The sequence below is a fragment of the Paenibacillus sp. FSL R10-2736 genome, assembly GCF_038000245.1.
GTDB classification, from domain to species: Bacteria; Bacillota; Bacilli; order Paenibacillales; family Paenibacillaceae; genus Paenibacillus_AQ; species Paenibacillus_AQ phytohabitans.
In genome coordinates this window covers 2544143-2568340 of sequence record NZ_JBBOBN010000001.1, presented here as the reverse complement: position 1 = coordinate 2568340, position 24198 = coordinate 2544143, and the positions used below count along the sequence as shown (strand labels likewise).

Annotated in this window: 19 protein-coding genes; 5 read left to right on the top strand and 14 right to left on the bottom strand. The window is 53.1% G+C overall.

The window, feature by feature from the left end:
* Window positions 1-65 precede the first annotated feature (65 nt).
* From NSQ73_RS10840 to NSQ73_RS10825, 4 genes are all read right to left on the bottom strand, one after another.
* A complete protein-coding gene (locus tag NSQ73_RS10840) occupies window positions 66-1040 on the bottom strand; it encodes an aldo/keto reductase (protein WP_340986395.1) in 975 nt (324 codons plus the stop codon).
* 222 nt (window positions 1041-1262) lie between these two features.
* A complete protein-coding gene (locus NSQ73_RS10835; RefSeq protein WP_340986393.1) occupies window positions 1263-4526 on the bottom strand; it encodes an ATP-binding protein in 3264 nt (1087 codons plus the stop codon).
* On the bottom strand, window positions 4513-4884 hold the full coding sequence (locus NSQ73_RS10830; RefSeq protein WP_042138476.1) for a response regulator: 372 nt from the start codon (window positions 4882-4884) through the stop codon (window positions 4513-4515). The genes NSQ73_RS10835 and NSQ73_RS10830 overlap by 14 nt, the downstream gene beginning before the upstream one ends.
* Window positions 4885-4932: 48 nt before the next feature.
* On the bottom strand, window positions 4933-6567 hold the full coding sequence (locus tag NSQ73_RS10825; RefSeq protein ID WP_340986392.1) for a GGDEF domain-containing response regulator: 1635 nt from the start codon (window positions 6565-6567) through the stop codon (window positions 4933-4935).
* A gap of 246 nt (window positions 6568-6813) precedes the next feature.
* Here NSQ73_RS10825 and NSQ73_RS10820 point away from each other — a divergent pair, with 246 nt between their 5' ends.
* Both NSQ73_RS10820 and NSQ73_RS10815 read left to right on the top strand, forming a co-directional pair.
* Window positions 6814-7083 (top strand): ACT domain-containing protein, encoded by a 270-nt coding sequence (locus tag NSQ73_RS10820; RefSeq protein ID WP_042237473.1) that lies wholly within the window; start codon window positions 6814-6816, stop codon window positions 7081-7083.
* Window positions 7084-7116: 33 nt separating this feature from the next.
* Window positions 7117-8472 (top strand): PFL family protein, encoded by a 1356-nt coding sequence (locus NSQ73_RS10815; RefSeq protein ID WP_340989251.1) that lies wholly within the window; start codon window positions 7117-7119, stop codon window positions 8470-8472.
* 111 nt (window positions 8473-8583) lie between these two features.
* On the opposite strand, the gene NSQ73_RS10810 is transcribed toward NSQ73_RS10815, so the two are convergent.
* From NSQ73_RS10810 to NSQ73_RS10800, 3 genes are all read right to left on the bottom strand, one after another.
* Complete coding sequence (locus NSQ73_RS10810; protein WP_340989250.1) at window positions 8584-9486, bottom strand: sigma-70 family RNA polymerase sigma factor; 903 nt, start codon at window positions 9484-9486, stop codon at window positions 8584-8586.
* A gap of 102 nt (window positions 9487-9588) precedes the next feature.
* A complete protein-coding gene (locus tag NSQ73_RS10805) occupies window positions 9589-10035 on the bottom strand; it encodes a carboxymuconolactone decarboxylase family protein (RefSeq protein WP_340986390.1) in 447 nt (148 codons plus the stop codon).
* A gap of 274 nt (window positions 10036-10309) precedes the next feature.
* Window positions 10310-11764 carry an MFS transporter gene (locus NSQ73_RS10800; protein WP_340986388.1) on the bottom strand — a complete coding sequence of 485 codons (1455 nt, stop codon included), beginning with the start codon at window positions 11762-11764 and terminating at the stop codon, window positions 10310-10312.
* A 173-nt stretch (window positions 11765-11937) separates the two neighbouring features.
* Here NSQ73_RS10800 and NSQ73_RS10795 point away from each other — a divergent pair, with 173 nt between their 5' ends.
* Window positions 11938-12381, top strand: coding sequence for a MarR family winged helix-turn-helix transcriptional regulator (locus tag NSQ73_RS10795; protein ID WP_039293985.1), 444 nt, complete (start codon window positions 11938-11940; stop codon window positions 12379-12381).
* A 148-nt stretch (window positions 12382-12529) separates the two neighbouring features.
* On the opposite strand, the gene NSQ73_RS10790 is transcribed toward NSQ73_RS10795, so the two are convergent.
* Window positions 12530-13174, bottom strand: a complete 645-nt coding sequence (locus NSQ73_RS10790) for a DUF1796 family putative cysteine peptidase (protein ID WP_340986387.1) — start codon at window positions 13172-13174, stop codon at window positions 12530-12532.
* 155 nt (window positions 13175-13329) lie between these two features.
* Here NSQ73_RS10790 and NSQ73_RS10785 point away from each other — a divergent pair, with 155 nt between their 5' ends.
* On the top strand, window positions 13330-13839 hold the full coding sequence (locus tag NSQ73_RS10785) for a YbaK/EbsC family protein (RefSeq protein WP_340986386.1): 510 nt from the start codon (window positions 13330-13332) through the stop codon (window positions 13837-13839).
* Between the two features lie 2 nt (window positions 13840-13841).
* Window positions 13842-15074 carry an MFS transporter gene (locus tag NSQ73_RS10780; protein WP_340986385.1) on the top strand — a complete coding sequence of 411 codons (1233 nt, stop codon included), beginning with the start codon at window positions 13842-13844 and terminating at the stop codon, window positions 15072-15074.
* A 146-nt stretch (window positions 15075-15220) separates the two neighbouring features.
* Here the strand turns inward: NSQ73_RS10780 and NSQ73_RS10775 are convergent, their stop codons facing one another.
* The 6 genes from NSQ73_RS10775 to NSQ73_RS10750 form a co-directional block, all read right to left on the bottom strand.
* Window positions 15221-16927, bottom strand: coding sequence for an extracellular solute-binding protein (locus tag NSQ73_RS10775; protein ID WP_340986384.1), 1707 nt, complete (start codon window positions 16925-16927; stop codon window positions 15221-15223).
* On the bottom strand, window positions 16924-18336 hold the full coding sequence (locus tag NSQ73_RS10770) for a response regulator transcription factor (RefSeq protein ID WP_340986383.1): 1413 nt from the start codon (window positions 18334-18336) through the stop codon (window positions 16924-16926). The genes NSQ73_RS10775 and NSQ73_RS10770 overlap by 4 nt, the downstream gene beginning before the upstream one ends.
* Window positions 18329-20074: a sensor histidine kinase gene (locus NSQ73_RS10765; RefSeq protein WP_340986382.1), complete on the bottom strand. Its 1746-nt coding sequence runs from the start codon at window positions 20072-20074 to the stop codon at window positions 18329-18331. The genes NSQ73_RS10770 and NSQ73_RS10765 overlap by 8 nt, the downstream gene beginning before the upstream one ends.
* A gap of 129 nt (window positions 20075-20203) precedes the next feature.
* Window positions 20204-22051 (bottom strand): ABC transporter substrate-binding protein, encoded by a 1848-nt coding sequence (locus tag NSQ73_RS10760; RefSeq protein ID WP_340986381.1) that lies wholly within the window; start codon window positions 22049-22051, stop codon window positions 20204-20206.
* Window positions 22052-22081: 30 nt separating this feature from the next.
* The gene (locus NSQ73_RS10755; protein ID WP_340986380.1) at window positions 22082-22975 is read right to left on the bottom strand and encodes a carbohydrate ABC transporter permease; all 894 of its coding nucleotides are present in this window, start codon (window positions 22973-22975) and stop codon (window positions 22082-22084) included.
* Window positions 22976-22990: 15 nt separating this feature from the next.
* Window positions 22991-23950 carry an ABC transporter permease gene (locus NSQ73_RS10750; protein ID WP_042138501.1) on the bottom strand — a complete coding sequence of 320 codons (960 nt, stop codon included), beginning with the start codon at window positions 23948-23950 and terminating at the stop codon, window positions 22991-22993.
* Window positions 23951-24198 lie beyond the last annotated feature (248 nt).

The following is a 24198-nucleotide window of genomic DNA, read 5'->3' as shown; positions in this document are numbered from 1 at the left end:
AAGGATAGTCAGGCCCGTTTTGCTATAAGAACTTGAATTTGTATTGAATTATGGCAATTACAATCTTACCAGGCATAAGCTTCCGGTGCCGGCTTGCCCGGTCCGGGGAAAATCTCGTCCAGCTTCTTCAGCACAGCTTCTTCCAGTACAATCTCCGTAACACGCAGCGAATCCTCGAACTGCTCTATCGTACGCGGCCCGATAATCGGCGCTGTTACAGCCGGATTGGCGAGTACCCAGGCCAGAGCAACCTGATCCTCATGCTCGCCAAGCTCCTTGCAGAGCGCGGAGAATTGCTCCAGCTGGCTGCGGTGCTGCTCCAGCTTGGCCGAGCGGGCGCTGCGCACACCCGTCTTGGACAAGGCGTTGCGGCCGAGCAAGCCTCCGGCCAGCGGACTCCATGGAATGACGCCCAGCCCCAGCTCCTTGGATGCCGGCAGCACTTCAAGCTCCGGTGTCCGTTCCAGCAGGTTATACAAATGCTGCTCGGACACAAGGCCGAGGAAATGGCGTTCTTTGGCCTTAGCCTGCGCAGCGGCGATATGCCAGCCGGCGAAATTGCTGGAGCCGATATAATCAGCTTTGCCCTGGGAGACAAGAATTTCAAATGCGCCCCACAGCTCTTCCCAGGATACATTCCGGTCAATATGATGCATCTGGTAAAGCTCAATATGATCCGTCTGCAGACGTTTCAATGAGCCTTCGAAATGCCGTCTGATCTTATAAGCGGACAAGCCGGAGCCGGAATTGGGTCCGTCCTGCTCGTCGAACATGTCATTGTACACCTTGGTGGCCAGCACAACCTTCTCGCGCCGTCCGCCCCCCTGCTGAAACCAGCGGCCGATAATTTCCTCGGTCCAGCCGCGGCGGTCCTGACCGCCGTACACATTGGCCGTATCGAAGAAATTGATTCCCGCATCCAGTGCGGCATCCATAATCCTGAACGCTTCCTTCTCCTCGGTTTCCGGCCCGAAATTCATCGTGCCCAGACATAATTGACTGACCTTCAAACCGGATTTACCCAAATAGCTGTACTTCATCGCATTTCCTCCCATTCATTTCGGTTAGGTTGTCTGCATCGGGTCTAATATAATCCTTAGAGTAGGCTCTAAGGCAAGCTTTTTGTTGAACAAACTTCAAAATGCAGTATGACTGGGCCGGACAAAAAACAAGCCCTCCGCGAAGAAGGACTTGTTCAATGAATTTATATAATCAGCTTAAGATTGCATTCACTCTATATAACTATGTTCTCTATTATACGCCTACTGCTCAGTTCCCCCGCTGTCCGGGAAAAGAACCTCACCCGTCTTCAACTCGATTTGCACAATATCCTGCAAGGTATTCGACAGCTCGCCCGGCGGATACGGTTTGGTCAGATATTTCTGCACTTTATCCATCATGCTCTTATCTTCCTTATCCAGCGCCGAGGAGATGACAATCGGCACATTCTCCGTGCGTGGATCATTCTTCAGCATACGGATCAGATCCCAGCCGTCCAGCTCTTCGCCGAGCATAAGATCCACAACGATAGCTACAAAAGGCGTCTTCAATGCCTGATCAAATGCTTTTTGCGGATGATAGTGGTGAGTCACTCTGAAGCCTTTGCCCTTAAGCTCCTCAGAGAGCAGCAGGGACAGGCTGTAATCGTCCTCGACGATCATCACATTCGGCTTCTGCTCCTTGTCGGCACTCCATTTATGCGGCTCCTCTTCATGACGGCTGCTCTCCGCATGGAGGACCGGCAGGCTGAACCACACCGTGGTGCCTTCGCCTTCAACCGAATCAATTCCGATCATCCCCTTCTGCTTCTCAATGATCTCCTTGCAGATCGCAAGTCCGAGACCCGTTCCGCCAATCCGCTTGGATGCACTGTTATCCACCCGGCGGAATTTCTGGAACAGCTGTCCGATCTGATTCTTCGGAATCCCCAGTCCATGATCCTGAACCCGGACCATCACCGAATCCCGCTCATTATGCAGCGTTACCTTAATCTCATTGCTGCCTGGAGAGAACTTGATGGCGTTGCTCAGCAGGTTGGTCAGCACCTGGATAATCTTGTCCTTATCCACCTCGACCTCGGCGTTCAGCGCCTCATCCTCCAGAAGGATATGGTGGGTACCGCTAAGCTTGTACTGGTCAATTACACTTAGAACGGTCTCGCTGAGATTGACCGGCTCTGCATTGTACAGCTGTGTGCCGGATTCCATGCGCTGCAGGTCAAGGAAATCGTTGATCAGCTCGGTCAGACGTTTGGCTTCCTTATGAATCGTTTCCAGATATTTCAGCTGCTTCTCCGGCTTCATTGTCTTGGATAACAGCAGCTCGGTGAAGCCCAGAACACTGGACAGCGGTGTCCGCAGCTCATGGCTGACGGTACTGACCAGCTCCGACTTCATCAGATCCAGCTCGTATTCACGGGTGATATCCCGGTGCACAAACAATGTTCCTACCCGCGCTTCGCGGCGGAACACCGGAATCGCATAGACGTCGACATGCTTCATCGCTTCCTTGCCCAGGGAATACTTCATCGTGCTGGAATCCACGGAATACAAGGACATCGCTTTCTGGTAGAACTGCCCCATCTCTTCCGATTCATTCACGCGAAGGGTGAAGTGATCCATCCATTGCTCTTTGGGGATCAGCATCCCCTCTGCCCACACATCATAGTCGAACAATTGGCTGAGCGACTTGTTGATATGCTGAATGACGCCTTCCGTGTTGACGAACTGGATGCCTTCATTGACATTGTTGACAATATCCCGGTTCAGCTTACGGCCATTCTCGATTTCCTCATACATGAACAAACGCTCGATGGCCAGCGCCACCCGGTTCATCATCCCTTGAATTTCGCTGATTTCCTCTTCGGTGAAGGAATGCCCGATTCGTGTACCGCAGAAGATCGCCAGGATCTCATCCTCGGCATTGACTACAGTTGTATAGAAATCATAGCAGTAAACCTCTTTGGCGGAGATCCCCTGCTCTCTCGGGACTCCGGTCCGTTTCACAATATAGGACTTCTCCGTGCTCATCCGGTATAACATATCTTTGTTGTTTGCATCAATATAGCGCTCCACATTCTCCTGCGGAACCCCTTTGACCACTGATATCTTATCTTTGACCAGCAGAAAAAGACTGCTGTCAAACGAGTACAGCCGGTTCATGAACCTGCTGAATTTCTCGGCAAATTCCTGCTTGTCCAGCGTGTAGGTAATTTCATGGTTGAGCTGGTTGTTAAGCTCCAGCATGATGGTGGTCTGCTCCGTGCTTTTCAGCGTCTCGGCCAGCTCCTGCTGGACACTCTTCATGGAGGTAATGTTGTTGGCAATCAGAATGTACTGGTAAATCTGACCCTCATCATTCAGATACGGCATGACCGTCAGCTGGAGCCAGACAGCAGAACCATCTTTTGCCACAATCTGTGACTCATCGCTCCATACACCGCCAGTCGACAGCTTGCGTATAATCTGCTCCATCGAAGTGTCCGAAATATTATGCAGCTCAAACAAACGGAAGGTATATCCGATAATCTCGGCGTTCTTGTAGCCGGTGTAGACGCTAATGTTATCATTGGCATACGTGAATACGCCCTTGTTCGATAGAATGGCTACAGCGGAGGTCTGGTTCAGCGCCTTCATCATACTTTCGATTTCGCTGAGTGAACGCTCCAGCTTGAACTGCTGATCCTGCAGCTCATCCTGCTGGGCATGCAGCTCTTCATTCTGCATCATCAGCTCTTCTTCTTTATCCTGGATACTCCGGGCCATATTAAGGAAGGCCTCATAAAGGCGGCCGATTTCATCCTGCTTATGCAGCTTACCGAGCAGAACAGCCTCGCCTGCCGCCAGCGAATTCGTTGCTTCTTCCAGCTTAACAATCGGATCAAGCACCACTCTGAGCATCCGCCAGATCATCAGGGTGAAGAATAACAGCAGTACAGCGCTGAGCCCGAAGGCAATAAATGTGAAGGTATCCGCCTGCCTGATGGACTGAGAAGCCATGGCGTTCAGCTTGCTGTCCGAGCTTGTTTTGAACTCTTGGGTATAGGCCAGAAATTCATTCAGAGCCTGGGTGCTGCCGCCTTGAGAGAGATTGCGGATGCCCGTATAATCATCATTCTCCACCAGCCGGATCGCTTCAGGAAGGGTCTCGGTTTTGTACTGCTCATAGAATAACTTCAGATCATCCCGGTATTGCGCTTCTTCAGGCGACAGATTCAGAGCCGAATATTGCTCCAGAATTCCGTCAAGGCCCGTGAGTGCAGCATTCAGCAGCTTAAGCTCACCGTCGCTTTTGAGGGCAACATAACCTCTGGCCCGGAAAAAGACATCATTCAGCGTCGCCGCCAGCTCATTGATGGTCTCAGTCTTATGCTGCAGTACACCGCGGTCATGCTTCAGCTTGTCCTGCTGGTTATTGATGTAGAAGAACAGGCCGATACCAGATAACATAATTGCAATAAACAGGATAAAGATAATCCGGAAATACTTGGTTTTGATGCTCACATCCGCAAGCTTATGGTTTCTCACTAAGAATGCCCTCCACGATCTGCAGCAGCTCCATCGGGCTGAACGGTTTAGGCATGAAATAACGTGCTCCGGCTTCCCTCGCCCTGTTACGGTCCATTTCCTGTGCTTTGGCTGTCAGCATCATAATAGGGGTCTTGTTCTTCAGCTCTTCATTCAGCTCACCGAGCACTTCAATTCCGGTCATTTCCGGCATCATATAGTCCAGAATCACGAGATCATAGGGGTCTGAAGTAAGCCGCGTTAGTGCCTCAACCCCATTCTCGGCGGTATGAATCTCTACGTCCTCCAGATCCTCCAGCGTATCTTCAATCAGCATGCGCAGTACATCTTCGTCGTCCACAATCAGTATTTTTTGCATAAACACTCACTCTCACTTTCAGTTCATCCACGGCTGGATACATTGCTATTAGAACAAGAATCTGTGGGCCAGGCGCTCAATCCGGGACAGCAGCTCCGGCACATGAAACGGCTTAATCACATAATCGTCCGCCCCCAGCTGCAGGGCATGGATAATATCGCGCTGATTATTGCGGCCTGTCAGCATAATCACCAGGATGTTCACTTCAGGATAGCCGCTGCGGATCTTCTCCAGAACCTCAAGCCCGTCGAGGCCGGGCATCACCCCGTCCAGCAGAATAATGTACTTCTCCTCCGGAACATACCAGTCCGATTTCAGAAAAAGCTCGCCGTCGGCATAACTGTTCACTTTCATTCCGGCGATATTCCCCGGCTCCCAGGAGGCGAAATTGCCGGTAATAATTCTGCGGATCAGCGGATCATCATCAACAATTATTACATTGAGTACCGTTTCCCTCTGGCCCGTTAACATTCCCTCGCTGTACAAGGTTGTCTGGTTTCGTCCGCTATACTTGCTGGAATACAAAGCCTGGTCTGCCTCATCAATTAGTTTATCGGTATCCTGCTGCCGTTCGCTTATCTCTGTAATGCCGCAGGAGAAGGTAACATGGAAGTTTTCCCGTTTGGCACAGAATTCCCTGGAGGCGAATTTCTCCTGAATCCGTTCAATGACAAGCAGCGCTGAGTCCGCAGAGGTATTTGGCATGAACAGGGCGAATTCCTCTCCCCCGTAGCGGCACAGTGTATCCTCCGTACGAATTGAATCTCTGACCAGCTCCGAAAAAGTCTGCAGGACCTCGTCTCCCACAAGATGACCATACGTATCGTTGACATGCTTAAAGTAATCCAGATCCAGCAGCGCGAGCGAGAACGTCCGGCCCGTCCGTCTGAAGTCAGATGAGAGCATCTTCAGGGTCTGATTGAAATATTTCCGGTTAAAAGCACCCGTCAGCTCATCTACAATGATGGACTTCTGCCATTCTTTTTTCAGTTCAAACCGGTTCTTGATCAGCACCAGGAACAGGTCGATATCCACCGGCTTCCGGATGTAATCCATCACACCGAGCGAATAGGCATATTTCTGGACTTCCTTGGAGTGTTCACCGCTGATGATAATGATCGGAATCCGCTCTTTTTTGGCTTTGCCGATAATCTGATTGAGCACATCAATTCCGCTGCGGTCTGGCAGCAGAATATCCAGCAGAATTAAATCCGGCTTGGTCTCATAAAAAATCTTAAGTCCGCGTTCAGCAGACAGGGCAATGCTTACATAGTAGGACTGCTTCTCCAGTGACTCGCGCAAAAAAGCCACCAGCTCCACATCATCGTCAATGACCAGAATTTCGTACTGCTGGTGGGTGCTGCCATGGGACAACGCAATTCCCGGAATCTGGGGAGGCACTGCACCTGTACTTTCAGGCTCATCAAACAGCTCCAGCAGCGGATATAAATAATCCCCCCACTCGGCTTCCGTCCAGCTTCTATGGTTATCATCCGAGAAATAGAGCAGAGAGTTGCCGGAGAACGCCTCCACCGCGTCAAGGCCCACTGTACCGGAAGTGCCTTTTAAATTATGCAGAAAGCGATAGATATCCCTTTCCTCAACTGCCGGCTGCTGCGACCACTTCTGCAAGGTTTGTCTGGTGCGCTGTTCAACCAGCTCTTTATATTTTCTCGTTGTCATAATAGCTCCTTCAGTTCGTTCCTTCAGTTCAATAGGTCATTCAAACCTTCAATTAATCATATTTTTAAGGCGGTGTCAATTTTAATCTGTTTTTGTCGAATTGCAAGCTCAAATCTCTGATCAGCCCTACAAAAAAGCTTTGGTTGATAACCTTCTGTTCATTTGACATAATAATTGAAACCGTTCATTCCGTTAAAGCGGCAGTGGGCGGAGAAAACAGAGGAATCTATAATAGGAGGCTTTCAATTGAAGGGGATTATTACGGTACTGGGAAAAGACAAAGTAGGAATTATTGCCAAAGTATGTACATACCTCGCAGAACACAATCTGAATATTCTTGATATTTCCCAGACGATTGTGCAGGACTATTTCAATATGATGATGATTGTGGACATTTCCGCCCCAAGCAAATCCTTTGAAGAAATCGTAGAGGATCTGCAGCATGTCGGTGAAGACATCGGCGTGGAAATCAAGCTTCAGCATGAAGATATCTTCAATATTATGCACCGGATCTAGCCGGGCGGCAAAGAGAGGAACAACCATACTATGATCTCAATTGGAGAAGTGCAGGAAACCAATAAAATGATCCGGGAAATGAATCTGGACGTGCGCACGATTACCATGGGCATCAGTCTGATGGACTGCGCGCATACGGATATGAAGATCTTTAACCGCAATATATATGACAAAATTACCCGCTCCGCCGAAAAGCTCGTGAAGACGGGTGAGGATCTGGAGCGTCAATTCGGCGTGCCGATTGTGAACAAGCGTATTTCCGTAACTCCGATCTCAATTGCTGCCGGTGCCGTACATACCGATACTTATGTTCCTGTAGCACAGATTCTCGACAAGGCGGCCAAGGAGGTTGGCGTCAACTTTATCGGCGGTTACTCCGCACTGGTTCAGAAAGGCTGCACCAAAGGTGACCGGATTCTGATCGACAGCATTCCGGAGGCGCTGGCGGTGACGGAACGTGTCTGCTCCTCCGTGAATGTCGGCTCCTCGCGCAGCGGCATCAACATGGACGCCGTGAAGCTGATGGGCGATATCATCATCCAGACTGCACTGCGCACCAAAGACCGCGATTCCATCGGTTGCGCCAAGCTGGTCGTCTTCTGTAACGCCGTTGAGGATAACCCGTTCATGGCCGGAGCCTTCCACGGTGTCGGCGAACGGGAATGTGTCATTAATGTAGGCGTCAGCGGTCCCGGCGTAATCAAGCGGGCGCTGGAAGAGGTGAAGGGACAGGACTTCGAAACGCTGTGCGAGACCATTAAGCGTACCGCCTTCAAGGTTACCCGTGTCGGACAGCTCGTTGCCCAGGAAGCCTCCAAGCGGCTGAATGTGCCTTTCGGCATCATCGATCTGTCGCTGGCCCCTACACCTGAAATTGGCGACTCCATCGCCGAGATCTTCCAGGTCATGGGTCTTGAAGAAGCTGGAGCTCCCGGCACCACGGCTGCGCTGGCCATCCTCAACGACAATGTCAAAAAAGGCGGGGTCATGGCCTCCTCCTATGTCGGCGGCTTAAGCGGCGCGTTCATCCCGGTCAGCGAAGACCACGGCATGATCCAGGCTGTTCAGCGCGGCGCACTGACGCTGGAGAAGCTCGAAGCAATGACTTGCGTGTGCTCCGTCGGCCTCGACATGATTGCCATTCCGGGCAGCACCAGCAAGGAGACCATCTCGGGTATCATCGCCGATGAAGCGGCGATCGGCATGGTCAATAACAAGACAACCGCGGTCCGCGTCATTCCGGTTATCGGCAAGGAAGTCGGCGAAATGGTTGAGTTCGGCGGCCTGCTGGGTTATGCACCGGTCATGGCGGTCAACCCGTTCAATTGTGCCGGATTTGTTAACCGCGGCGGACGTATCCCTGCTCCGATCCACAGCTTCAAGAACTAGGCCATCCTGATACAGACAGGATGGCCGGTTGAGCACCGCCCTTAAGAACATTAAGACCCGTTACCTCTCCCGGAAGGGATGGATAGCGGGTCTTTATGTTATGCCCCGGGATTAACTCCGCGGCGTCTCCGGATGAACTGTAATACGGCTCATTTTGGCCGGGTCCATCATTAGGTAGATGTTCTGGATCTGCTCGCCGCTCCGGTCGGGAATCAGACAGATCACTCCTTTGATCTCCCCCTGATGGGTGAAGATCAGGCCTGGCTCGCCATTGACCATTCCATAATGCTGCTCCCATTCCCGCAGATAATGCATCACCCTGCGTGAGGTCAGCAGCGCCAGCACGCCTTTGCGGCCGGTCATCGGCCGGAGAATCGTATGCACTTCCTGTCCGCCGCCGTCAGCAACCAGCACAGGATGTTCCCCCAGCAGCTTCAGCATGCCGCCGACATCATAAGAGATGAACGCGGCAGTGAAGCGCCGCAGCAGATTCTCTTTGACAGCTCCGTAACCGGGAGAAGGGGAAGGCGATGTAGCCGCACGCTCCGCCTGCAGTGTGCGCTTGGCCCGGCTGAAGATTTGCCGGCAGTTGCTCTCCGTCTTGCCCACCATCCCGGCAATTTCCTCGTAGTCGTACTGGAATGCCTCACGCAGTACAAATACGGCCCGCTCCGTTGGCGCCAGACGTTCCAGCAGCACCAGAAAAGCATACGATAGGCTATCCTTCCGCTCCGCCTCCGCTTCCGGACCGTCATACCCTGTGCTGACCGGCTCCGGCAGCCACTCTCCGATATAGGTCTCTCTCCGGCTCCGCGCAGAATTCAGCATATTCAGGCAGCGGTTGGTTACGCCTTTGGCCACATAGGCTTTGATATTCTGGATTCCGCTCCGGTCCCGGCGCTGAAGCTCAGCGAATGTATCCTGAACAGCATCCTCCGCATCCGCAACCACACCTAACATCCGGTAGGCAATGGAGAATGCATAACCTTTATAGTTCTGATACAGCTCCTCCATACCTAAACTCCCTGCAGACGAACTCTCAGCCTCTAAGCCTTCTTTATCCCGGACCTCCACGCGCTGCCCCTCCTTCACCCTTGCGGCTATCTTAATTCAAGCTCAGTTGAAGCATCCGGGAAACATCCCCGTGGTAATGGCAATCCGGTTCCAGCTGTTGATCGTATTGATCGCCATAATCCAGTCTACCAGTTCCTCTTCGCTGAAATGCTCCAGTACCTTGTGATACAGCTCCGGCGGAACACCTGCCTGGCTGATCAGGGTTACATGCTCGGCGAATTCCAGCAGCACCCGTTCTTTATCAGTGAATATCGGCGCTTCACGCCAGACACTCAGCAGCAGAATATGATCGGCATAGTTGCCCAGCTTCATCAGATCCTTGGCATGCATATCCAGACAGAACGCACAGCCGTTAATTTGGGAGACCCGTATTTTGACCAGTTCATACAGTACTTTATCCTTGCTGCGGCTTCCTGCATGCTGCTCCAGTGTCATCATTGCCCGGAAAGCCGGCGCGTTAACCTCACGATAATTCATTCTCAGACTCATATCCAATCGCCTCCATTAATGTTCTACATTACTGTAGACAAGACGGGGCTGTGGTTTGTGACAGATATCTAGCATTAATGTTGTACGTACTGCAACTTAGACACATAGAAATCTGTGTGTTTGGTAGGATTGTTGCAGAAAATACAGGAATTTTCGCGCTAAGCAGTTTGGAAGAAGAAAATTGCTGCCATTTGTACAACAATTATGGATTATGGCCGAGATTATGAGGAAAATGTTGTATTTTGTGCAGGATTCTAAAAAGGAGTCGTCAGCTTCACGCGTTCAATCTCTTAGCCCTGCGGGACGAGAACAGCCGCCAGCCGGTCAGCAGCGCCGATAACAGACAGATGGAAGACGAGGTCATGAAGACAACATGCATCCCCGAGAGGAAAATATCCGGTCGTCCTTCAATCAGTCCGGTCACCCGGTAGCCTGCCCTGCTGCTCATCACGTTGAACAGGATGGACGTAGCAACAGTGATTCCCACGACCATCCCTACATTGCGGACCAGCGAATTCACACTGCCTGCGGAGCCAAGCTGGGTACGCGGCACGGTCGACATCACCAGTGAATTGTTCGGCGAGCCGAACAAACCGCTGCCGATTCCGAGCATGGCAATCCATACGCCGACCAGCAGAACCGGACTGCCTTCATGCAGCCGGGCCAGCCCGAACTGGGCAATGACCATAACAATCAGCCCGGCAAAGGTCAGCAGCTCTGAACCAATCTTATCGGACAACGCCCCGCTAAGCGGCGCAATAATGACCATGGAGATTGGGAAGAGCATCAGCAGAAAGCCTGCACTAAAGGGCGACATATTCAGCATATTCTGCGCATAGAACGGCGCGATAATGTTGAAGCAGAAGTTGGAGACAAATACCAGAAATGCACAGAAAATACTCAGTGAGAACAGCGGATTCTTAAACAGCGACAGCTGGAGCAGCGGCTGCTTGCGGCGCAGCTCCACCATCACAAAAGCAATAAAGGTTATAGCAGCCGCGATCAGGGAGGCCAGAATCCGGTTATCCCTATACCCAAGCTGCTGGCCAAGCAGCAGTCCGGCGAATAAAGTAACAATAAAGACAGCAAACAGCATGCTGCCGGGAAGATCGATTCTGGACTTCACCCGGACCAGATCCTTCGGCAGCACCTTCCAGCCGAGCACAATCGCAATCAGTCCAATCGGAACATTTACCCAGAAAATATATTCCCAGCCCATAGTGGAAACAATGATCCCCCCGAGACTTGGCCCGGCTATACTGCCCAGTGATACGAAGGTTCCGATCAGTCCCAATGCCTTGCCCCGTTCGGTGGACGGGAAAATATCCGTAACAATCCCCTGGCTGTTCGCCATAGTCATCGAAGCGCCGACCGCCTGAACCACGCGCGCCGCAATCAGCAGCGACAGACTATGGCTTAGACCGCAGAGCAGGGAGCCGGCGGTGAATATAATCATGCCTAATTTAAAAATCCTGATCTTCCCGGCAATATCGCCCAGCTTCCCGAAGAACAGGATGACAGTGCAGATGGCCATCAAATATCCGGTAGTCACCCATTCTACTTGAGCAACCGGCAGCTGCAGCTCCTTCACCAGCACCGGCAGCGCAATATTCACAATACTTCCGTCCAGCGTAGACATAAATGTAAATAAATTCAGGACGATTAGAATAATCCAGCGTTTCTTCTGAATCACTGCATCCTCCTGGTATGTAGCACCTATACTGCTCATTTGCAAACACCCTCTTGCGTCATATTTCAAAACTAGTTGCATGCGCAACAAAACAGCCAATCCCAGTGTACTGCAAATTAGTTGCGCACGCAACCATATTGTTGTAGTATTTGAGGCAGACGGTATTCCAGGTACCCGGAAGACGTCATTATCCCCTGAAGAGGTGTCCGCCTGTGACTTCAAACAAAGAACCGATCGGCAAGCTGATCTCCCATCTGCACCGCCAGAATCAAAAAATCCTGGCCAAAGAGCTGTTGCCCTATGGTATCGGCAGCGGAGGGCAGCATAGCTTCCTTAAGCTGATTCTGAGCCACCCGGGGATTACACAGGATCAGATGACCAGTGAAATAAAATGTGATAAAGCCACCACCGCCCGCTCCGTGAAACATCTGGAGGCCTCGGGATATATCGAACGCCGGACCGATCCCAAGGACCGCCGCTCCTCCCTGCTGTACCCGACGGCCAAAGCGCTCGAATTCGCCCCGGTATTCCAGTCACTGTTAAATGATTTCAACCGCAAGCTGTCTGCAGATCTAACCGGGGAAGAAATCGACACTCTGATTACTTTGCTCCATAAGGTCACGCGGAATTCAGAGCTGCTGAACGGGCAGAATTGACAGCAGCTTCTCCAGCGGCTGTGCAAGTTATCCAGCTCAGGTTAAATAGGATGTTATTATCCGTAAAACACAGCAGAGCAGCGGTTCTCCCGTCTTCCAGGGAGCCGCTGCTCTGTTGTTCGCTTATATTACAGTCTGCTTATAATCCCTACAGCAGATATATACCGTCCAGAATATAATCCCAGCTCTCCGCATCCCCCGCACGGTTCGGAATTCCCAGAGACGCAATACCGGGCAGCGGCCAGTCACGGTCGAGCACGGACTCCAGTCCATCGACACCGTTTACAATCAGAATATGGAAATCCCCGCCGGTTAAGGTGCGCAGCACTGTCTGAAGCTCACAGGCTTCCTCATACGTACTGCCCCAGCGGATAAACAGCGCCTTCCGGCTCATCAGCAGGGTGTCCAGCAGGCGCTGGGAACGCATATTGATTTTTTGCTTGAAATCCGGGTAAACGTGGCTCCACTCCAGCCCCTCCAGCACCGGAAAGTCATGCACTGAAATTACATTATAATGAAAGTCCTTCACAAAATAGGATTTGACCGGCTGGACGACTTCATTGTCCACAAACACATCATTGCCATCGATCACACCCATATTCGGGAGCTCCATATACCCCGAGAAACGCTGGCCCAGCAGCCGGTTCACATCCGTAAGCGATAACGACACCACCCAGTCCAGCGGCGATGAAAATACCCGGAGGCCTCTGCGGCGCAAATGGGCCGCAGGCTCGCATGAGCTTCCCAGACTGACAATGCAATCATATCCTCCCCTGATTTCCTCAAATTTCATCCGCGCTCACCTCTCACCCTTATTTCTATATTAAATGCCGCCGGTAATTGAAACGTTTGGATCATAGATGAGGAATGTTTTGCAGAGTCTGGTGAAACAGGTTAGAATGTAACCCAATATGAAAACCATGTAATTTCAGAAAGGATGCCAAGATCATGTCGATTGCCAATGTTAAAGAACATTTTCGTAAATTCTCCCGCGAGCAGGATGTACAGGAGTTTGCTGCCTCCAGCGCTACTGTAGAGATGGCAGCCGCTGTGATTGGCGTCATTCCGGCCAGAATTGCCAAAACCCTCTCCTTCCGCGGTGCACAGGAAGATGCCATACTCATCGTTGCGGCTGGAGATGCCAAGATTGACAACAAGAAATTCCGCGAGACCTTTGGATTCAAGGCACGGATGCTAAGTCCGGATGAAGTCCTCGAACAGACCGGACATGAGATCGGCGGGGTTTGTCCCTTCGGGCTGGCCCGTCCGCTGGATGTATATCTGGATGAATCCATGAAGCGGTTCAGCACGCTTTTCCCGGCCTGCGGCAGCACCAATTCCGCCATTGAACTAACCTGCGGTGAACTTGCCGAATACTCCGGAAGCCGGGCATGGGTCGATGTCTGCAAAGGCTGGAAGGAAGAACCTACACCATCTCAGATCGGAGACAACACCTGATTATGAAACACGCTGCAACTAAATCTGTACCTTCACCCGGCAAGGAACGTTTCCCGTTATCCCTGCTGGTCCTTACACTTGGCGCCTTCGCCATCGGCATGACCGAATTCATCATTATGGGGCTGCTGCCCAATGTCGCCAGTGATCTCGGCGTAACCATCTCCCAGGCCGGCCAGCTGATTACAAGCTATGCGCTGGGCGTAGCCATCGGAGCTCCTGTACTGACTGTATTCACCCACCGGCTGCCGCAGAAAAAGCTGCTCGTCATCCTCATGGGTATTTTCATCTTCGGCAATGCCGTATCCGTTATAGCGCCTACCTATCCGCTGCTGATTATTGCCCGGGTATTGACCGCCTTCGCCCACGGAACCTTCCTGGGGGTCGGGACGATTATCGCTTCCCGGCTGGTCCGGCCGGAGAAACGGGCAGGCGCCGTGTCTATTGTACTGGCCGGGCTTACGGTCGCCAATATCATTGGTGTACCGTTCGGAACCTTCATCGGACAGCAGCTTGGCTGGAGGGCTTCCTTCGGCGCCATCACCGTGCTGGGCATTATCTCCCTCTTTGGGATTATCCGCTTCATTCCTGTTATTGTTCAGGAGCAGACAGCCAATCTTGCCGAGCAGGTGCGCGGGCTGATGAATCCCAAGGTATTGCTGATTCTGCTTACGGGAGCGCTGGGCTGCGGAAGCCTGTTCGCTTTGTTCACCTATATCACGCCAATTCTTGAAGACATCACCGGCTTCGCCGAGCATAGTGTCACCTGGATTCTGGTATTGTTCGGAGTTGGCGTTACCCTTGGCAATATCGCCGGCGGCAAGCTGGCCGACTGGAAGCTGATGCCTTCCCTGATCGTCAACTTCGCCGTGCTGGCCGGCATTATCGCATTATTCCCGCTGACGCTGCATCACCCGGTCCTTGCCGTTGCCAACGTCTTTCTCTGGGGAATCGCCTCATTCGGAATTATGCCCGGCATTCAGCTGCGGATCATGAATCTGGCACATAAAGCACCGCTGCTGGCCACCACCTCCAGCCACTCGGCGCTGAATTTGGGCAATGCCGCCGGAGCTTATCTCGGCGGGGTGACCATTAACACACTTGGAATCGCCTCGATTCCGTGGCTGGCCTCGGGCCTTGCCGTTCTGGCCCTGTGCGGAGCATGGCTCAGCTATCGCTCCACCCGGGCGAATCGGGCGGAGCATGGACTCGCTGCTGAGATCGGCAAATCTGCCTGATGCATCCACAGGCTTATACATGATATAGCCATTCTAGACATCGATAAGGCCGAAACCCGGTAAAGGGCTTCGGCCTTATTTTTGCTGGCTGCATCTTTTGCGGATACGCTGATCCCTGTTCACCGTTTCCTCTTTACGATTCCTGTTCACTGGCTGTTGCTGTCATCCTGCTTACTCTCTGCCTCCCGGATGTTCACAATTTGCGTGACCTCCCGCGTGATTTGTCCGCCGCCCATGTTCATCCATTTCACGGTGAATTGATCAAAAGAGCTCAGCGGCGCATCGCCGACGATAATGTTAAGGAACGTCTCACTCTCCAGCTTCTGCAGCGCCGGCCACTTCGCCGCCATATGCAGCGTACTTCCGTAATACACACTGCGCACTCCCTCAACGGCTGTTGTGGACAATACGGCTACCCCGTATTTGTAGGCGTTGGCCGCCTTCCAGCCCTCCAGATTCTTCTTCGGCTGCTCTTCCTCCGCCAGCCAGCGGTCATAGATCAGCCGGGTATCGGGGTCGAGCGCATCCGGGTCGATCTTTCCGTGCAGCGCCTGCTGGATATCCGCATAATGCTTCTCGATGGCATCACTATAATCAATCAGCAGATCGAACGGATAATAGGCCCGCGGCTGAATACCGGTCTGCGCTGCGAAATCATCCAGCTTCCCGACCTCCTCCACGTTCGGATCACGTCTTCTTTCCAGCCGGGTGAACACATTCAGCAGCTTCACTACAGCCTCGGGATGCGCGTATCCTTTGCGGACAACCAGATAACGGTCCGTGACCGGAGCTATATGGGCTACGAATTTGCCGGACTCATCCAGCGGTGCGGCGTAGGCCCGCCATTCGGCTTTGGTATCCTGGGCAACCGCTTCCGACAACGGATAGAAGGGCATCCACCAGGGCCCGAAGAAGATTCCGGCTTTGCCGGCAATAATCGGCTCCTGGGTTTCTTTGTACAGCGCAAACTCAGGATCAATTAATCCCTGTTTGTACCATGCGGCGAGCTGGCCCAGCGCTTTGCGTGTCTCGGGGGTAACCGAGCCATAGACTACGTTACCGCTGCTGTCCTTAATCCAGTTGGTCGGGAAGGAATGAAAGGCGCTGAACACTGCGTCCAGACCGTTCACATACGGTTTGGTCCCGTACACAATATTCTTGTAGGCGCTAATGCCCACGGTATCACGCTTGCCGTTGCCGTCCGGGTCCTTGTCGATAAAAGCTCTGGCGATCGCCTCGATATCCCCAAGCGTTCGCGGAGCCGGCAGCTCCAGCCGGTCCAGCCAGTCCTGGCGGACCCACAGCAGGGAGGTCGAATCTGCATGAATGGCTACATTCGGCAGTCCATACAATCTTCCGCCCCGCTGCGCGTCGGCGAGGGCTTCGCCATGCGTAGAATCGTACATATCCTTGATCAGTTCGGAGCCGTACTGCTCATACGTATCGGTCAGATCCTCAATCATATCGCTTGATATCAGCTTGCTGAGCTGATCCCGGTCCACCACCATCGCATCCGGCAGATCATTGCTGTCTATGGCCAGCTGCACCTTTTGTGTAAACGGCTCTTCGCCTTTCGCTTCCCATGAATGAATGACTCTGATGTTCGTCAGGCTCTCCAGATAGCGGGAGATCGGATTATTATCATTGCTGTCGCCTGTAGTCAGCCGGGAATCCGGCACCTTGAAGCCGATCCGCATCACGACCGGCTCCTCATACCGGCCGTAAGCAGCGGCATCGGCGGCATTAGCGGCTGGCACTGTCCGTTCCGCAGGCTCCCCTGCACCGCTGCTGCGGCAGGCGGACAGACTGAGCAGCAGCAATACAGGCAGGGAATATCTCAAGAACCGGTTCACCGCTCCCCCATCCCTTCTGCACGGTATTCACTGGGCAGCTTGCCTACATGCTCACGGAACAGCCTGCTGAAATAGCGGTCATCCTCAAAGCCGGACCGGCAGGCAATTTCGCAGACCGGCGCATGGGTATCGCGCAGCAGGGATTTGGCCAGCTCCAGCCGCATGCTCCGCAGACTGTCCCCGAAGGTCTCCCCGGCAAAGCGGGCAAAGCACTGGCTGAAATAACCGCGGCTCATATTAATGGCGGCGGCTACATCGCCCTGATTGATTTTATCCCCGGCATGGCTCTTCATATAGTTCACAGCGCTAATCAGGCAGAACATCACTTCTTTGCTCATGCCCAGCTCAATCATCCGCTGCTGAACCTGACCGGAGAACTGGCGCAGCCAGCTTTTCCACTGGCACCAGTTCCGGTTGCGGTGTGCCGATAGTGCAAGCTCCTCCGCCTCCTCCGGCTTCATCAGCAGCCCGCTCCAGCTCTGCAGCAGCACCCTTCCAAACTCAGCAACCGCCTCCTGGCGCGGCTGCCGGGACAGAACGGCTGCATTGAAGTCTTCCCAGGCTCCCCGCTCAAGCGTCCACCGGAGATTCAGTGCACGCACCAGCGGCTCCGGTTCCTCTGCAGCGGCAGCAGGACGATGCCTTCCGGCAACCGTTTCGAGTTCGCCGTAGATCAGCTTCGGCAGCTCATATTCACCGGTATAATAGAACAGCGCCTGCGGAACCGTCCGTTCCAGAACCTCCTCCAGCTCCTTCAGCGGCTGATCACGCACGCCTTCCACAAGTACAGCTGCCCAGCCTGCTCCAAGCACGGCCTCCAGCTCACGGCGGATTTCTTCCACGGCCACACGGCAGGGAAGCGGGGTCATCCACAGGTTCTGGAATGAGATCAGCGGATGGTTCTTGACCAGTGACAGTTCAAACAGCTCCGCTTCCTTCCCTTCAGGCTCCAGGGGCAGATAGAGCAGAGCCTTGTCTGCAGACATCACCTTCAGTTCGCCGGATACCAGGGCGCCCCGGTTGCCGTCCTCCCACCTGATCCGCTCCACCAGCCTGCGGATGGTTTCGTCGGCATTCTCCACCTCCAGCAGCGTTTTCACAATATAATCGACTGCTCCCAGCCGCAGTGCCTCCTGCACATAATCGAATTCATGATGGCAGGTGAGCACCACACAGCGGACAGCCGGAAACCGCAGCCTGACCTGACGGATCAGCTCGAACCCGGTCATGCCCGGCATTGTAAGATCCACGAACAGCAGATCCGTCTCCTGCTGGCGGAGCAGCTCCAGTGCAGCATTGCCGTCCCCGGCTTCACCGGTAATCACCACCCCGAAGGACGGCCAGTCAATCAGCGAGATGAAGCCTTTGCGCACCAGCCGCTCGTCATCCACGACCACAGCTTTAATCATTGAAGTCCTCCTTGCTCATAATGGGTATGATGATGGATACCGTTGTCCCGCCGCTCTCCCCGCTGAGAATATCCAGGCTCATCTGCTCCCCGTAATACACGCGCAGCATCCGCATCACATAAGCGAAGCCGATGCCAAGCCCCCGTCTCCGTACGGTCTCCTCCGCAAGCAGCTCCTCAATCTTCGCCTGATCCATGCCCGCACCGTTGTCCTGCACAATGAGCTGCACTTCACTCGTACCCTGCGCGGTAATGATTACATCGACCTTGCCGTTGTCACTCAGTCCGTGATAGATGGAGTTCTCGACCAGCGGCTGCAGCAGGAACCGGGGAACCGCAGCGGACAGCACCTCCGGATCGGCCTCTACATTGAACTCGAATTCATAATCGTAACGGATGCGCTGCAGCTCCATGTAATTACGGATCGCTTCAATCTCCTCCCCGATGGTGACGATGATGCTCTGCTTGCCGAGGTTATAATGCAGCACCTTTACCAGCAGGGTAACCAGCTTGTCAATCTCCTTCTGTCCGTTCAGCCGGGCGAGCCACTGCACCGTATTGAGCGTATTATGCAGGAAATGCGGATTGATCTGGCTGAGCAGCTTCTCAATCTCGAACTGGCTTTTCTGCTTCTCATTGCGGGCCACAGCCAGAATCAGCTCATTCACCTGATCCTTCATCTGCTGGAAATTGCTCAGGACAGAATCGAATTCCTCCACATTCGTGAATGCTACCGGCGTGGTGACATTCTCCGCCATGCGGATAATTTCGAGATTGACCTTGCGCAGCGGACCATAGACCCTTCTCCAGATCAGCCAGGCCAGAAATCCTGCGAACAGGAGGGTGAGCAGCGCCAGCAGAATCATTTTGTATATCCAGGTGTAAATCTCGCTGTTGAACACCGACCGTTTGACCACGGCTACAAGCTTCCAGCCCTGCGGACTCTCATAGCGGAACAAATGATAGCCATTCAGCACCTCATGCGCAGATCCGCCGCTCCGGCCGGCCTGTTGCACGATCCTTTCCGGCACTTCACCGTCAATGACATGAGTAAGGGTGCCGCTCTGATTCACCAGGAGATGATTAACCTTCATTCCGTAGGCTTCCTGATTGAAAATTTTGCGCAGCAGACTGTAATTCGTCTCCAGATAGATATACAGCTCATGCTGCCCGCTCACCCGTACGATCCGCCGCTCCGAGAAGACGACATTATCACCGACAGCATACATCGTGCCATGCGGACCATAATAATCAGCCCCGTTATAGCGCATGAACGAAGGCAGGCTGCTGAGATCGAAGCCCCTTCGCGTACTCATGTTGGTGAACAGCACCGGATCATCACTGTCAGGCATGATATAGGCGGTCAGCCCGATATAGGGATTGGTGAAGTTGACCAGGTTGATCTTCTGATTGATCGAATTCATCAATTGCGACTTGCGGTAGATCTGCTTCTCCTGCAGAAAAGAAGACATCTCCTCCACAATCTGTCCGTCCAGCGCAAACTGCTTGGAGGCGAAATCCAGATTGTCGATGGCATTCTCCAGGCTCAGCGCTTCCTGGCGCAGACTGGCACTGATGCCGCTGCCGATTTTGCCGGACAGAATGGAATAGATGGAAGTGTAGGATATGAAGCCGACAATCAGCAGCGGCAGCAGCGTACCGATCAGCAAATAAATTACCAAAGTAGTCCGCAGGGACTTCCCCTTCGGCGGATGGCCTGCTTGCTTCTTTCCAGGCATGGGCCGGACCTCATCTCTTAATGAAAGCGTTTCAATATATAGAATCAGAATACCAGATTTTTCTTGTTCTGAAAATAAGAAGGCAGAACAGCCCGGTCGCTGCCCTGCCTATTCCCTATCCGCTGCTGCTTACTTCACACTTTTGCGGGCTTCGAACAGCTCTTCCGCTTTCTTCACCGAGAAGTCCATCACGTCCTGATAGCCGAGACCGTTAACTTTGTCATGCAATTCTTTGTTCAGCTTATCGAATTCCGCCTGATTTTTGGCGAAGACCATCTTCCAGGAGATCTGCTGGATCACAGTACCAATCTGCTTGTTTTTCTGCTCCAGCGTTTTGTCCATGGTCAGCGGCTCTTTGCCGGTGAAGCCCTGAGGAGCTACGGCGAGCAGATTATTTTTCTCAAAATATTCCTTGGCCGTAAGCACGCCCATCTTCGCTCTCCAGTCACTGTCGAGCTTCGACGGATTGCGTTCCAGTGTGGTCTGCCACAGATTGTGGTCATACGGCTCATTCGTAGCCGGATTCACCATCGCCGGAACCACGAAGGAGAAGTTCATCTGATTCGAGCCGTAATAGTAGTCGCCGCCGCCGTATTCCTCGGGAACCTGCGTGTTCTGCTGATCGGTATAAGCCTTCCAGCCGAAGTCGGTCACGACCGGCTTGCCGCTGCTGTCAATATCCCAGGCCAGTCCCTGCGGTCCATTGGAGACTGCCGTTCCGCTGCCTGCCGAGATCATTGCGCCTTCCGGTGTGTACATCCAGTTGATGAACTCCATGATACGGGCCGGCTCTTTGGCCTTGGCACCGATGGCGATAATTCCGTTGCCGCCGTATACGTTGAAGCCTGTGGAGTACATCAGCTCATCCTTGAACGGTACAAGCGCGAACCCTTTGCCTTCTGCGGTTCTCTCCGGTGTATTGTAGTTGGCTGCGCCCAGCCACGGGAACCAGGAGAAGAGCAGCCGCCCGTCCTTGTATTTCGCTACCACATCATCGAACTTCTGGGTAAGCGAGTCCGGGTCAAGCAGGCCCATCTGATTCGCTTCGAAGTAGAGCTTCAGTGATTTCATATACCAGCTGTCCTCGGAGAGGAAATCATAGTACTTCTCTTCATCCGCTTTGACATACAGCGCGGTATCCGCGATTTCGTCATAGCCCATCATGTTGGCGAACTGCTTTGCCAGCGTCATTTTATAGTTGCCGTCCCAGTCGGACCACAGTGAGAACGCATAGGTTTTCTTTCCCTGCTCATTCTTCGGCTCCAGCTCCTGCATCTGCTTCAGCACCGGGAGATAGTCCTCGATCTTGCTGATTTCAGGCGCACCTAGCTGTTGATACAGGTCCCAGCGCAGGTCGGGTCCCCAGGTCATGTCCTTGCCCTCGGAAGGTCCCGACGGGTTGGTTGCCACGTTATTGCCGATACCGAAGACGGAGCTTCCGCCGCCAAAGGCCACTTTAGCCTTCTCGACCGCTTTGGGGAACTGCTTCACAATATCCGCGCCGTATTTGTCCAGCAGGCCGTCCTGCGTCCAATCCAGCAGCAGCTTGCCTTTGATTGCGTTCGGATAATGATTCTTATCATCCCCGAAGATAATGACATCGCCGAGGTCACCCGAAGCCATCATGGCTGAGATTTTGGTGTCCCCGCCTGTCAGGTTGGAGGCGACAATATCCAGCTCAATGTTGAATTTGTCCTTGATGACTTTGGCGAACCAGCCGATTTGCGGGCCGGCGTAATTGGCCGTTGTCGAGAATACGGTCAGCTTGAGCGGCTTGGAATGGTCCAGCGCCCCGTCTGCCGGAGCCGCTGTCGCCTCTGTGCCGGCGGCTGGCGTGGCTTCGCCCGCCGGCTTATCCGTACTGGCCGCCGTGCCCGAATTGCCTGAATTTCCGTTGCCTCCGCCGCAGGCTGCCAGAACCAGCACCATTATCATGCTTAGCAGAAGTAGCGATACTTGTCTAAATCTGAATCTCATTGCTTCATACCCCCTGATATATTAGTTCGGTCAGCCTTTGACGGCCCCGATCATGATGCCTTTGACGAAGAAACGCTGAAAGAACGGATACACAATCAGAATCGGCAGGACTACGATCATCGTTACCGTCATCCGCACCGACGTCGGAGTCTGCATATTCTGGATGCTGGCCGCCATATCCGGTGAATTGCGGATCAGCGCGGCGAGCGAGCTGGATTCGTTCAAATACCGCCAGAGCAGGAACTGCAGCGTGTAATATTTCGTGTCGGTCATCAGGAACGCCGTATCAATGAAGGAGTTCCACTGGTTCACCGCCGAGAAAATCGTAATCGTCGCCAGAATCGGCGTGGTCAGCGGCACAATGATGCTCCAGAATACCCGCAGGTATCCTGCACCGTCCATCGCTGCCGATTCCTCCAGGGAAGGCGGAATTGCCTCCACGAAGGTTTTGACCAGAATAATGTTGAACGGGGTAATAATCGTCGGCAGAATATAGGCCAGATAATTGTTGGTCAGATGCAGATTGTGCATCGTGATGTACCAGGGGATCAGCCCCGCGCTGAAATACATCGTGACCACAATGCTGCGGTACCAGACCTGCCGGCCCCACATCTCTTTCTTGGTAAACAGATAGCCGAGAAAAGCCGATGCCCCAACCGTCAGAAACGTGCCGACTACTGTTCTGTAGACCGAGACCAGTGCCGCGTGGCTTAGCCCGCTGATCTTCAGCACCTTGAAGTAGTTGTCGAAATGAATCTGCCGCGGATAGAACTTGATATACCCTCCGGCGCTTAGATCATTGGAGCTAATCGTGTTAATGAACAGATAATAGAACGGATAAATACAGCTCAGGGTGAATAATCCGAAAAGCAGATAGATGATTCCCTGAAAGAGGGCATTGCCCGGTTTAAGCTTGTTCCGCATGTGGAATCACCGCCCTTAAATAATGGATTCGTCACGCACAATCTTCGAGAGTGTATTGGCCGCGAACAGCAGGATAACGCTGACCACCGACTTCAGCATGCTGACCGCCGTTGCGAACGGGAAGTTGTTGGCAAAAGCGATATTGTACACGTAGAGGTCCAGCACCTCGATCGTGTCCTTGTTCATCGCATTCTGGAAGGCGAAATACTGCTCCATTCCGTTATTCACAAAGTTGCCGATCGAGAGCAACAGCAGGACGAAGAAGGTAGGAATGATGCCGGGTACCGTGATATGCCAGATCTTGCGGAAACGGCTGGCTCCATCCACTTCCGCCGCTTCATACAGCTCCTGGTCAATTCCGGCAATGGCCGCAAGGTACAGGATTGCTCCCCAGCCCAGCGACTTCCACCAGTACCAGGCAATCATCGTGATCCAGACATGAGAGCTGGAGGCCAGGAAGTTGAAGCCTTCATCTGCGAAGCCGAACTGGACCAGCAGGTGATTCACCACGCCGCTGTCTACGGAGAACAGCGAGAAGGCCAGCGCATAGACGAGAATCCAGCTGATGAAATTCGGAATCGTGGTCAGCGTCTGCACCAGCTTGCGGTACCAGCCTGACCGGACCTCGGTCAGCAGAATGGCAAAGATTACGGGAAACACTGAGGTCACCAGCCCGAGTGAGCTCATCGCAACCGTATTCTTCAGCACCCGCAGCACCTCAGCTGTCTGAGTCGGATTAGCAACAATGGTCCTGAACCATTTCAGGCCGACAAAGGGCGTGTCCGACAGGGGAATGCCGGGAATGAAATCATAGAAGGCATAAATCCATCCGCTTATCGGCAAATAGTAGAAAATAAAAGTTACCGCCAGAAACGGAAGCGCCATGAAAAACAGCTTGTATTTGTTCTGCAGCTTCCTGCGGGGCGGCGGGGCCGGCTCCACACCATGCAGCAGTTCACCAGAGGGTACTCCCATATCGAAATCTCCTATATCCAGATTTTGTTTGCGCTTTCAGTCTAGCAGAAAGCAGCCTGCTATCAGGAGAGAGGAACGGCGCCCGGCGCGTGACAGCGGTAGGAGGCTATCGGACCATTTTCACAGCGCAGATGACCATTTTCACAGCGCAGCGGACCATTTTCACAAACCTGCAGCCAAAAAAGATGTTGCCCATCAGCAGCACTCCTGCCGATAGACAACACCTGATCTTACCTGAATTGAATGGA